This is a genomic window from Bradyrhizobium sp. Tv2a-2 (assembly GCF_000472425.1).
GTDB lineage: Bacteria > Pseudomonadota > Alphaproteobacteria > Rhizobiales > Xanthobacteraceae > Bradyrhizobium.
Genome location: NZ_AXAI01000010.1, coordinates 162,512 through 174,592 on the forward strand (window position 1 = coordinate 162,512; position 12,081 = coordinate 174,592).

Annotated in this window: 8 protein-coding genes; 7 read left to right on the forward strand and 1 reads right to left on the reverse strand. The window is 63.5% G+C overall.

The genetic code is table 11. The annotated features are described in order from the left end of the window. Nucleotides 1-93 precede the first annotated feature (93 nt). The 3 genes from A3AI_RS0122095 to A3AI_RS0122105 all read left to right on the forward strand — a co-directional run bounded on the left by A3AI_RS0122095 (nucleotide 94) and on the right by A3AI_RS0122105 (nucleotide 4,106). Entirely contained in the window at nucleotides 94-1,323 is a 1,230-nt protein-coding gene (locus tag A3AI_RS0122095; RefSeq protein ID WP_024517664.1) for an ABC transporter substrate-binding protein, read from the forward strand. Between the two features lie 161 nt (nucleotides 1,324-1,484). Then, nucleotides 1,485-2,717, forward strand: coding sequence for an ABC transporter substrate-binding protein (locus A3AI_RS0122100; protein WP_024517665.1), 1,233 nt, complete (start codon nucleotides 1,485-1,487; stop codon nucleotides 2,715-2,717). 105 nt (nucleotides 2,718-2,822) lie between these two features. Next, complete coding sequence (locus A3AI_RS0122105; RefSeq protein WP_024517666.1) at nucleotides 2,823-4,106, forward strand: glycerate kinase type-2 family protein; 1,284 nt, start codon at nucleotides 2,823-2,825, stop codon at nucleotides 4,104-4,106. Between the two features lie 19 nt (nucleotides 4,107-4,125). Here A3AI_RS0122105 and A3AI_RS0122110 read toward each other — a convergent pair whose 3' ends face one another. Continuing rightward, entirely contained in the window at nucleotides 4,126-4,626 is a 501-nt protein-coding gene (locus tag A3AI_RS0122110; protein WP_024517667.1) for a MarR family winged helix-turn-helix transcriptional regulator, read from the reverse strand. A 268-nt stretch (nucleotides 4,627-4,894) separates the two neighbouring features. On the opposite strand from A3AI_RS0122110, the gene A3AI_RS0122120 reads away from it, so the two are divergent. The 4 genes from A3AI_RS0122120 (at nucleotide 4,895) to A3AI_RS0122135 (ending at nucleotide 11,840) form a co-directional block, all read left to right on the forward strand. Continuing rightward, nucleotides 4,895-5,935, forward strand: coding sequence for a branched-chain amino acid ABC transporter permease (locus A3AI_RS0122120; RefSeq protein WP_024517668.1), 1,041 nt, complete (start codon nucleotides 4,895-4,897; stop codon nucleotides 5,933-5,935). 2 nt (nucleotides 5,936-5,937) lie between these two features. Then, a complete protein-coding gene (locus tag A3AI_RS0122125; protein ID WP_024517669.1) occupies nucleotides 5,938-7,707 on the forward strand; it encodes a branched-chain amino acid ABC transporter ATP-binding protein/permease in 1,770 nt (589 codons plus the stop codon). Next, on the forward strand, nucleotides 7,704-8,435 hold the full coding sequence (locus A3AI_RS0122130) for an ABC transporter ATP-binding protein (RefSeq protein WP_024517670.1): 732 nt from the start codon (nucleotides 7,704-7,706) through the stop codon (nucleotides 8,433-8,435). The genes A3AI_RS0122125 and A3AI_RS0122130 overlap by 4 nt, the downstream gene beginning before the upstream one ends. A gap of 213 nt (nucleotides 8,436-8,648) precedes the next feature. Next, entirely contained in the window at nucleotides 8,649-11,840 is a 3,192-nt protein-coding gene (locus A3AI_RS0122135) for an efflux RND transporter permease subunit (RefSeq protein ID WP_024517671.1), read from the forward strand. Nucleotides 11,841-12,081: the final 241 nt, after the last annotated feature.

Here is a 12,081-nt window from a genome sequence, read left to right on the forward strand (position 1 = left end):
GCGCATAAGCGCCCCCAACAAACGTTGGAGCGCCAATCGACGCTCCCAAAAACCAGCAAGGAGACACATTCAACCAGCTTCAGGGAGATCAATATGCCTGCTTTCGATTGGCGTTGGGGAGCCCTTGCCGCTGCCCTCGCGATGGCCGCAGCGACTTCCACGGCAAGTTTCGCGCAGAGCAAATACGATACCGGCGCCACCGACACCGAAATCAAGATCGGCAACATCATGCCCTATAGCGGCCCCGCCTCCGCGTATGGCGTGATCGGCAGGACCGAGGCCGCCTATTTCGACAAGATCAATGCCGAAGGCGGCATCAACGGGCGCAAGATCAACTTCATCTCCTACGACGACGGCTACAGCCCGCCGAAGACCGTCGAGCAGGCGCGCAAGCTCGTCGAGAGCGACGAGGTGCTGTTCATCTTCAATTCGCTCGGCACGCCGCCGAACTCGGCGATCCAGAAATACATGAACTCCAAGAAGGTGCCGCAACTGTTCGTTGCCACCGGAGCCACCAAGTGGAATGACCCGAAGGAATTTCCCTGGACCATGGGCTGGCAGCCCTCCTACCAGAGCGAGTCGCATATCTACGCGAAATACATTCTCAAGAACCGCCCGAACGGCAAGATCGCGATTCTTTACCAGAACGACGACTACGGCAAAGACTACCTGAAGGGCTTCAAGGACGAGCTGGGTGCAAAGGCGGCGTCGATGATCGTAGCCGAAGAGAGCTACGAGACCACCGAGCCGACCATCGATACTCATATCGTGACGCTGAAGGCGTCGGGCGCCGACATTTTCTTCAACATCACGACGCCGAAATTCGCGGCGCAGGCGATCCGGAAGGCGGCCGAGATCGGTTGGAAGCCGGAGCATTTCCTCAACAACGTCTCCGCCTCGATCGGCAGCGTCATCAGGCCGGCCGGCTTTGACGCAGCCCAAGGCATCATTTCCTCGGCCTATCTGAAGGATCCGACCGACCCGCAATGGAAGGACGATCCCGGCATGAAGGGATGGAACGCCTTCCTCGACAAATACTATCCCGACGCCGACCGTACCGACTTGTCGGTGATGTTCGGATACACGGTCGCGCAGGGCCTGGTCCACGTCCTGAAGAACTGCGGCAATGATCTCACGCGTGTGAATGTCATGAAACAGGCCGCCAGCATCAAGGATCTTTCGCTGCCTGGCTTCCTGCCGGGCATCACGGCGAACACCAGCGCCACCGATTTCGCCCCGCTGGCCCAATTGCAGCTGATGCGATTCAAGGGCCAGACCTGGGAGCGATTTGGCGACGTGATCTCGTCCGACGTCGGCGGCTGAGGACCCGCGTCGCGAGGCGACCAAAGCAGCAGCCCCTGCGACACCGCCGCAGGGGCATTTCGTTTGACGGTTCTGGCGAATTGGTATCGACTATCGCCATTCAATAAGAGCTTTCCGGGAAGAAAGCCGCGACACATCACCATTCCCCGAGGGAGGAACGTATGCTCGTTATTGCCACGAGGCTGGCCATAGCCTCGACTGCGCTTGTCCTGTTTGCCGCTGCGAGCGGCGGCGCGCTGGCGGCCGACAAGAAATACGACACCGGCGCCACCGACACCGAAATCAAGATCGGCAACATCATGCCCTATAGCGGGCCTGCATCCGCGTATGGCGTGATCGGCAAGACCGAACAGGCCTACTTCAACAAGATCAATGCCGCGGGCGGCATCAACGGGCGCAAGATCAACTTCGTCTCCTACGACGACGGCTACAGCCCGCCGAAGACGGTCGAGCAGGCGCGCAAGCTGGTCGAGAGCGACGAGGTGCTGTTCATCTTCAATTCGCTCGGCACGCCGCCGAACTCGGCGATCCAGAAATACATGAACTCCAAGAAGGTGCCGCAACTCTTTGTCGCCACCGGAGCCACCAAGTGGAACGATCCGAAAGATTTCCCCTGGACCATGGGCTGGCAGCCCTCCTATCAGAGCGAGTCGCACATCTACGCCAAGTATCTATTGAAGGAGAAGCCAGACGCCAAAATCGCCGTGCTGTATCAGAACGACGACTACGGTAAGGATTATCTCAAAGGCCTGAAGGACGGCTTGGGCGCCAAGGCGGCCTCCATGATCATCGCGGAGGAAAGCTACGAGACAACCGAGCCCACAGTCGACAACCACGTCGTCAAGCTGAAATCGACCGGTGCCGATGTGTTCGTCGATATCACCACGCCGAAATTCGCGGCGCAGGCGATCAAGAAGGTTGCCGAGATCGACTGGAAGGCGCTGCATATCCTCAACAATGTCGGCGCCTCGCTGGGCAGCGTGATCAAGCCCGCGGGATTTGAGAATGCGCAAGGCATCGTTTCGGCCGCCTATCTGAAGGACGTGTCCGACCCGCAATGGGACAATGACGCCGGCATGAAACAGTTTCTGGATTTCCTGGCCAAGGATTTTCCGGAAGGCAACAAGCTCGACGCATCCACGGTGGTTGGCTATGCCGTCTCCCAGACCCTGGTCCAGGTGCTCAAGCAATGCGGCGATGATCTGACCCGCGGGAACATCATGAAGCAGGCGGCGAATCTGAAGGACTTCCGCACCGAGATGCTGCTGCCCGGCATCACCATCAACACCTCCGCGACCGATTTCGCCCCGATCAGCCAGCTGCAGCTGATGCGGTTCAAGGGCGAAAGGTGGGAGCTGTTCGGCGACGTCATTTCCGGCGACGTCGGCGGCTAGCTTCAAGTCTTCGGGCATGACCCCCGCAGCCAATCTGCGGGGGTTTTCTTTTTGGCCAGGAGGAGGGATAAGCGGGCTTATGTCTCCTCGATGTCCCGGGACACCATGACTGACCAACGCCCTCTCCTGCGCGAGATCTTTGACGCCGCCGTTGCCGCCGCGCATCCCGATGTCGTGCTCGCGCCGCATCTGCCGCCCTTGCCCAAGGGACGCGTGATCTGCCTTGCGGCCGGCAAGGGCGCGGCCGCCATGGCCGTCGCCGCCGAGCGGCATTATCTCGATGCGCTCGGGCTCGAGCCTGAGCGTCTGTCCGGGATTGCGACCACAAGGCACGGCCACGGCGTGCCGACGCGGCGCATCAAGGTGGTCGAGGCCGGCCATCCCATGCCCGACCAGGCCGGATTGAAGGGCGCTGCGGAGAGTTTGCAGCTCGCTGAGACCGCGCAAGGCGACGATCTCCTGCTGGTGCTTCTCTCCGGCGGCGGCTCGGCCAACTGGATCGCACCGGTTGCGGGCATCACCTTTGCGCAGAAGCAGGCGCTGACACGCGCGCTCCTGCGTTCCGGCGCGCCGATCGGCGAGATCAACACGGTTCGCAAGCATCTGTCGCGGATCAAGGGCGGCCGGCTGGCGCGCGCCGGGCAGCACGCGACGGAAATCCTGACGCTCGCGATCTCCGACGTGCCGCATGACGATCCGTCCGCGATCGCCTCGGGGCCAACGGTCCCCGATCCGACCACGCTCGCCGACGCGCGCGCCATCATCGCGAAATACGCCTTGCAGGTGGACGATGCGATCCGCCGCGCGCTCGAGGATCCGGCCAACGAAAGCTGCAAGCCGGGCGACCCGGCCTTTGCCCATGCGCGCTTCGAATTGATCGCGCGACCGAAGGCCTCGCTCGATGCCGCCGTCGCCCGGGCAAAAGAGGCTGGTTATGACATCATCGACCTCGGCGCCGATCTCGAGGGCGAGGCACGCGAGGTCGCGGCCGATCATGCGCGGCTGGCGCTTCAGGCCCGCGCCAACGGCCGGCGTGTCGCGATCCTGTCGGGTGGCGAGCTCACCGTCACCGTGCGCGGCAATGGCCGCGGCGGCCCCAACCAGGAATATGCGCTGGCGCTCGCCGATCTCCTGAAGGACACGGCAGGTGTCGCTGCTCTCGCCGGCGACACCGACGGCGCCGATGGCGGCGGTGGCAGTGCCAGCGACCCCGCCGGGGCGCTGATCGATGCGGCTACATTTGCGAAAATGAAGTCGCTCGGCCTGAGCCCGCGCGCCTATCTCGACGACAACGACGCCACGGGGTTCTTCGCGGCGACGGGCGACCTGCTGCAGACCGGCCCGACGCTGACCAATGTGAATGACGTCAGGGTGATTTTGGTGGAGTAGCGAAGGACCGCAGCGGGAGCTAAAACTCGCCCGCGATCTTCGCCAGCATATCGAGCAGCGCCAGGCGGTTGGCGGGTCCGAGCAGCTCGTTGAGCCGCGCCTCGTGCTTGGTGGCCACGAGCTTCTTGGCCCGCGCCAGCACGGCCCGGCCCTTGTCGGTCAGCAGCAAAATATGCGAGCGGCGGTCGTTGGTGGAGCGCACGCGCTCGCACAGGCCGCGGCTTTCCAGGCCGTCGAGCATGGAGACGAAGTTCGGCCTGAGAATGCCGAGCGTGTTCGCGATTTCGGTCTGGTTGCGGCCGGGGTTCTTGTCCAGCAGCAACAGCACCGAGAACTGCGCCGGCGTCAGCTGCAGCGGCGCGACGCAGCGCAGGAAGTCCTCGAACACCTTGAGCTGCGCCCGCTTCATCGCGTAGCCAAGCAGCTCCGAGAGCTCGCCAAGCTGCAGCGCCGCAGTCTCGTCGCCCTCGTTCTCGTTCCCTTGGACCTGTTCCTTGCGCGCCCTTGCGGGCTCAGCCATCGTGGCTTTGTTAATGGCAGTTTTAGTGGAGGCGGTCTTGATGGCGGTCCTGCTGCTGGCGCTCCTGGCGATGGCTGTCTTGGAAACTGTCATCGCCCTGTGCTCGCGGTCCCGCTAGGCTTTGAAGGGGGGCCACCGCTGCCGGCGCCCTTGAGATTATATCTAATAATTGTTATCCATCATATCAAATGTCATGAGGCGTTTTCAACTGCCGTGACAGATCGGCCGGCGATGTCTCGCTGGCTGCGCGAAGGGGGAGCGTCAAGACTTGAACACCACGATCATGCTGTTCCTGATCCAGGACGGCATCACCAACGGCGCGATCTATGCCCTGCTCGGGCTGGCGCTGGTGCTGGTGTTCGCCGTGACCCGCGTGATCCTGATCCCGCAGGGCGAGTTCGTCACCTATGGCGCGCTGACCTACGCCTCGCTCTGTGCGGGGCAGATGCCGGGTACGGCCAGGCTCGCCTTTGTCATGGGGATCGCGGCCTTTGCTTTCGACGTATTCGCTGCGCGGCGTGCGCTGCGGCTACCGCTCATCGCTCGCGCCTTCGCGGCCAACATCATCCTTCCCGGCATCGTGCTGGCCCTGACCTCCGTCCTGGTCGGCCGGCATCCGCCAGTCCTGGTCAATGTCGCGCTGGCGCTTGTCATCGTGGCCCTGATCGGCGTGTTCCTGTATCGCCTCGCCTTCCAGCCGCTGGCGCACACTTCGGTGCTGGTGCTCCTGATTGCCTCGGTCGGCTGCCACCTTGCGATGCAAGGCCTCGGCCTCTTGTTTTTCGGCGCCGAGGGCCAGCGCGGACCCGCGCTTGCCGATACCGCGGCGACGCTCGGCCCGCTGCGCTTCACCGGCCAGAGCATCGCGGTCTACACGCTCACCATCGCCTTCATCGTCGCGCTGTGGCTGTTCTTCGGCCTCAGCGTCTATGGCAAGGCGCTGCGTGCTACCGCCGTCAACCGGCTGGGCGCGCGCCTGGTCGGCATCCGCACCTCGCTGTCGGGGCAGATCGCCTTCCTGCTCGCCTCCATCATCGGCGCGCTGTCGGGCATCCTCATCGTTCCGATCACCACGCTCTATTACGACACCGGCTTCCTGATTGGCCTGAAGGGTTTCATCGCCGCGATCATCGGCGGCCTCGTCAGCTATCCCCTGACCGCAATCGCGGCATTGTTGGTCGGTATCGTCGAGGCCTTCTCCTCCTTCTATGCCAGCAACTTCAAGGAGGTCATCGTCTTCATGCTGCTGATCCCGGTGCTGTTGGCGCGCTCGCTCGCCGCGCCCGCGGTCGAGGAAGAGAAGGACTAGCCATGCGCGAGCGCCTTCCCATCCTCGTCTTCGCGCTTCTCATGGCCGCGATCCCGTTCGTGCCTGACATGCCGCCGTTCTGGATCGTGCTGCTGGACAATATCGGCCTGTCCGCGCTGGTCGCGATGGGGCTCGTGCTGCTTACCGGCGTCGGCGGCCTCACCTCCTTCGGCCAGGCGGCGTTTGTCGGCTTCGGCGCCTATACGACGGCGGTGCTGACCACGGCTTACGGGCTGTCACCCTGGCTGACGCTCCCCGCCGCGCTCGTCGTCAGCGGCATTGCCGCGGTGCTGCTTGGCCTCGTCACCGTGCGTCTGTCAGGCCACTATCTGCCGCTCGGCACCATCGCCTGGGGGTTGGGCCTGTTCTATTTGTTTTCAAAGCTCGAATTCCTCGGCCGCAATGACGGCATCTCCGGCATTCCGCCGCTTGCGATCGGGACCTTCAGGATGATCGATCCGGGCACGATCTATTATGCCATCTGGGCCGCGGTCCTGATCGCGGCGCTGTTGACGATGAACCTGCTCGATTCCCGCACCGGCCGCGCCATCCGCGCGCTGCGGCGCGGACATGTGGCAGCCGAGGCCTTTGGCGTACAGACGCCGCGCTCGAAGCTCCTGGTGTTCATCCACGCCGCGGTGCTGGCGGGCCTCTCGGGCTGGCTCTATGCACATTTCCAGCGCGCGGTGAATCCGACACCGTTCGGTGCTCAGGCCGGCATCGAATATCTCTTCATCGCGGTGGTCGGCGGCGCCGGCTATGTCTGGGGCGGCGTGCTGGGCGCTGCCATTGTCGTGGTCTTGAAGGAGGTGCTGCAGAGCTACCTGCCGCTCCTGCTGCATGGCGAAGGCCAGCTCGAGATCATCGTGTTCGGCATTCTCCTGGTCGCGCTGCTGCAGCTCGCGCCATCGGGCGTCTGGCCGCTGCTGGCGTCCTTGCTGCCGGTCAAGCCGAGCACCAAGCGGCCCGACCCAACCCTGCAATTGACCGAGCGTGTGCGCACCGCCGGCGAGGGAGGCGTGCTGCTCGAAGTCGACAAGGCGCGCAAGCAATTCGGCGGCGTGATCGCGGTCAACGATGTCTCGTTCGACGTGCAGGCGCGCGAGATCGTGGCGCTGATCGGGCCGAACGGCGCCGGCAAGAGCACCACCTTCAACCTGATCACCGGCGTGCTGACGGCAACCAGCGGCGCCATCGCGGTCAACGGCAGGAAGCTGCGCAATCCGCCGCCGCAGGAGGTGGTGAAACTCGGCATCGCCCGCACCTTCCAGCATGTGAAGCTGGTGCCCGACATGACCGTTCTGGAGAATGTCGCGATCGGCGCGCATCTGCGGGGCTCTGCCGGACCGCTCTCGAGCATGTTTCGACTCGACCGCGCCGACGAGGCAAGGCTGCTGGCCGAGGCCGCGCGCCAGATCGCGCGCGTCGGCCTTGCCGAGCAGATGGACCAGCCGGCCGGCTCGCTCTCGCTGGGACAGCAGCGCATTGTCGAGATCGCGCGTGCGCTCTGTGCCGATCCCATGCTGCTGCTGCTGGACGAGCCGGCGGCAGGGCTGCGTCACATGGAGAAGCAGCGGCTCGCGAGCTTGCTACGCCAGTTGCGTGACGGCGGCATGTCGGTGCTGCTCGTCGAGCACGACATGGGCTTTGTGATGGACCTCGCCGACCGCATCGTCGTGCTCGATTTCGGCACCAAGATCGCGGAAGGCACGCCGGCCGCGATCAAGCAAAATCCGGAAGTGATCAAGGCCTATCTCGGAGCCGCCGCATGAGCGCGCTGCTCTCGGTTGCGGATGCGCATGTCGCCTATGGCAAGGTCGAGGCCGTGCGTTCGGTGTCGCTCGAGGTTGGGGCTCACGAGATCGTCACCATCATCGGCGCCAACGGCGCCGGCAAGACCACGCTGCTCAATGCCGTCATGGGCGTGCTGCCGCTTAGAGGTCATGTTGGCTTTGCCGGCCAGGATCTCGCGCAACTCGAGATCGAGGACCGCGTGGGCCTGGGCCTGAGCCTGGTTGCCGAGCATCGCGAGCTGTTCTGGACCATGAACGTGGAGGACAATCTGCTGCTCGGCGCCTTCCGGAGCGCGAGATCAGCCACGGCATCGTCGTTCGAGCGGGTCTATGCGCTGTTCCCGCGGCTGAAGGAGCGGCGCAAGCAGCTCGCGGGCACCTTGTCCGGCGGCGAGCAGCAGATGCTCGCCATGGGCCGCGCGCTGATGGGCGCGCCAAGGCTTTTGATGCTGGACGAGCCGAGCCTGGGGCTCGCGCCGATCATCGTCGCCGACATCTTCCGCACCGTCGGCGAGCTGCGGAGCGCCGGCGTCTCGGTGCTGCTGGTCGAGCAGAACGCGCAAGCCGCGCTGAAAATCGCCGACCGCGCCTATGTGATGGAGCTCGGTGAGTTCGTGCTGCAGGGCCCAGCCCGCGACATCGAGCGTCACGAAGGCGTGGCGGCGAGCTATCTCGGCTTCCAGCACACCGGCGAGAGCGCGATTTAACACGCTACTCATAAGTGTACCGGGAGCGGTCCCACGACCGCAGCTCAAAAGCCATGCGCGCCTTCCGCGCCCGCACCATTACCGAAAAGTAATGCGGTTCAAACTTCGATGAGAACTTAGTGATTGGAAAGCTTTCTCGGTCGATGCCACAAGCTCATGCTGCGAGTTTTGCGCCGCGACGCGCCGGATCGCGACTGATCGAGAAGCGTGCGGATGAACGGGATTGTCAGAATTGCGCTGGCGCGGCCATATACCTTCGTGGTGCTGGCGCTGTTGATCCTGATCATCGGGCCCCTCGCCGCGATGCGCACGCCGACCGACATCTTCCCCGAAATCCGCATTCCGGTGATCGGCGTGGTCTGGCAGTATACCGGCCTGCCGCCGGACCAGATGGCCGGTCGTATCACCACGCCGTTCGAACGCTCCCTGACGACGACGGTCAACGACATCGAGCACATCGTCGCGAATTCCTATAGCGGCTTCGGTATCGTCAAGATCTTCTTCCAGCCCAATGCCGACATCCGGACCGCGAACGCGCAGGTGACCGCGATCTCGCAGACGCTCTTGAAGCAGATGCCGCCAGGCGCCACGCCGCCGCTGATCCTGAACTACAACGCCTCCACGGTCCCGATCATCCAGCTCGCGCTGTCAGGCGAAGGCCTTACCGAGCAGAATCTCGCCGATATCGGCATCAACCAGCTGCGCACGCCGCTGGTCACGGTCCCTGGCGCGGCCATCCCCTATCCCTATGGCGGCAAGCAGCGGCAGATCCAGATCGACCTCAATCCGGCCGCCCTGCAATCGCTCGGCCTGTCCGGTCAGGACGTCGCCAACACGCTCGCCGCACAAAACCTGATCACGCCGGTGGGCACGGAAAAAATCGGCGCGTTCGAATACACCATGCAGCTCAACAATTCGCCGCTGAAGATCGACGGGCTCGGCGATCTCCCGATCAAGACTGTCAACGGCGCGATGGTCTATGTGCGCGATGTCGCCACCATCCGCGACGGCAATCCGCCGCAGACCAACATCGTGCATGTCAATGGCGACCGTTCGGTGCTGATGATGGTTCTGAAGGCGGGCTCGACTTCGACGCTGGACATCATCGCCGGCATCAAGAAGAAGGTCGAGGAGTTCAAGTCGTCGCTGCCGGATGCGCTCAGAATCGACTTTGTCGGCGATCAGTCGGTCTTCGTCCGCGGCGCCATCAGCGGCGTCGCCCGCGAAGGCATCATCGCCGCGCTGCTGACCAGCGTGATGATCCTGCTGTTTCTGGGAAGCTGGCGCTCGACCATCATTATCGCCACATCGATCCCGCTCGCCGTGCTTGGCTCGATCATCATGCTGTCGATGATCGGCGAGACACTCAACATCATGACGCTGGGGGGCCTCGCGCTCGCCGTCGGCATCCTCGTGGACGAGGCAACCGTCACCATCGAGAACATCAACTACCATCTCGAGCAGGGCAAGGAGGTCGAGCGCGCGATCCTGGACGGCGCCAACCAGATCGTGGTGCCCGCCTTCGTCTCGCTGCTGTGCATTTGCATCGTATTCGTGCCGATGTTCTTCCTGCAGGGCGTGGCGCGCTTCCTGTTCGTGCCGATGGCCGAAGCCGTGATGTTCGCGATGGTGTGGTCGTTCATCCTGTCGCGCACCCTGGTGCCGACCATGGCGAAATACCTGCTGCATGAGCATCACGGCCACGGTGAAGCGCCGCCCTCGCGCAATCCGCTGGCGCGGTTCCAGCGCGGTTTCGAAGCTTCCTTCGAGCGCCTTCGTGCCGGCTACCGCGACCTTCTCGCGCTCGCGCTCGACCACAGGCCGACGTTCGTCGTCGGCTTCATCGGTGTCGTCGCGCTGTCGTTCCTGCTGGTGCCGTATCTCGGCCGCAACTTCTTCCCCTCGATCGATGCCGGCCAGATCCTGATGCATGCGCGCACCCAGGTCGGCATCCGGGTCGAAGACTCAGCCGCCCAGTTCGCCCAGATCCAGAAGGCCATTCGCACGGTGATCCCGCCCGATGAGATCGAAGCCATGACCGACAACATCGGTATGCCGATCTCCGGTATCAACATGACCTACAACAACACCGGCTTGATCGGCACGCAGGACGGCGACGTCCAGATCAAGCTCAGGGAAGGTCACAAGCCGACCGATACCTACATCAAGGCGTTGCGGGAAACGCTGCCGCAACTGTTCCCGGGCGTCACCTTCGCATTCCTGCCGGCCGACATCGTCAACCAGATCCTCAATTTCGGCGCGCCGGCGCCGATCGACCTCGAAATTCGCGGCCCCGACCTGAACGGCAACTATGCCTACGCCAACAGCCTGATCGAGAAGCTTCGCCACATTCCCGGCGTTGCCGACGCCCGCATTCAGCAGTCCGCGCGCAACCCGACCTTCAATGTCGATGTCGACCGCACCCGCGCCCAATATGTCGGTGTGACCGAGCGCGACATCGCCAACAGCATGGTGGTCAACCTCGCCGGCAGCTCCCAGGTCGCGCCAACCTATTATCTCGATCCGACCAACGGCGTGTCCTATTCGATCGTCATGCAGACGCCGCAATATCAGCTCGACACGCTCGGCTCGCTGGAAGCCCTGCCGATGACCGCTCCGGGGGTGCGGGACCCGGTCCTGCTCGGCGGCATCGCCAATATCACGCGGACGACGTCGAGCGCCGTGGTATCGCAATACGACATCCAGTCCATGGTGCAGATCTACGCCACGCCGCAGGGTCGCGACCTCGGCGCCGTTGCCGCCGATATCCGCGAGGTTCTGGCGGAGACTGCCAAGCAGCTGCCCAGAGGCAGCACGGTCTCGCTGGTCGGCCAGGTGCAGACCATGGAGAGCTCGTTCTCCGGCCTCATGTTTGGACTGCTCGGTGCGATCGTGCTGATCTATCTTCTCATCGTCGTGAACTTCCAGTCATGGTCGGATCCCTTCGTGATCATCACCGCATTGCCGGCCGCGCTGGCCGGTATCGTCTGGATGCTGTTCACGACGGAGACCACGCTGTCGGTGCCGGCACTGACCGGTGCCATCATGTGCATGGGCGTTGCGACCGCCAACAGCGTGCTGGTGATCTCATTTGCCCGCGAGCGCTATGCGGAACTCGGCGATCCCCGCGCCGCGGCGCTAGAAGCCGGCTTTGTCCGTATCCGCCCCGTGATGATGACGGCGCTTGCTATGATCATCGGCATGCTGCCGATGGCGCTCGGCCTCGGCGAAGGCGGTGAGCAGAACGCTCCGCTCGGCCGCGCCGTGATCGGCGGCCTGATGTTCTCGACGCTCGCAACCTTGATGTTCGTCCCCGTCGTCTTCAGCCTGGTGCACAAGAAGCAGGCGCAGGCCTCGGCCGAGCTGGTGTCGCTTGATGAGCAGCACGCGCAGGCCGCCGAGTAGAATTCAGAACCATCGAAAGTCGCTTCGACGAAGGCGGTCACACGTGTTGAGCAGCATGTGAAGAATTTTCTCGTCGTCGAATGCGAGGCGGCCCAGGACGAGCATCATCTTTTTGTTGACGCACCAGCACGATGAACAAGACGTCAATCGACGCGTTGGCTCCCACATTTTTGAGACACTTGTACGCCGTACCGCTTTTCTTTCGCATCCGCACAAACTATGGTGCAGGAACATCGGGTGG

Coding starts and splice junctions, on each gene's coding strand:
- A3AI_RS0122095 (WP_024517664.1), top strand. CDS start 94: ATGCCTGCTTTCGATTGGCGTTGGGGAGCCCTTGCCGCTGCCCTCGCG.
- A3AI_RS0122100 (WP_024517665.1), top strand. CDS start 1,485: ATGCTCGTTATTGCCACGAGGCTGGCCATAGCCTCGACTGCGCTTGTC.
- A3AI_RS0122105 (WP_024517666.1), top strand. CDS start 2,823: ATGACTGACCAACGCCCTCTCCTGCGCGAGATCTTTGACGCCGCCGTT.
- A3AI_RS0122110 (WP_024517667.1), bottom strand. CDS start 4,626: ATGGCTGAGCCCGCAAGGGCGCGCAAGGAACAGGTCCAAGGGAACGAG.
- A3AI_RS0122125 (WP_024517669.1), top strand. CDS start 5,938: ATGCGCGAGCGCCTTCCCATCCTCGTCTTCGCGCTTCTCATGGCCGCG.
- A3AI_RS0122130 (WP_024517670.1), top strand. CDS start 7,704: ATGAGCGCGCTGCTCTCGGTTGCGGATGCGCATGTCGCCTATGGCAAG.
- A3AI_RS0122135 (WP_024517671.1), top strand. CDS start 8,649: ATGAACGGGATTGTCAGAATTGCGCTGGCGCGGCCATATACCTTCGTG.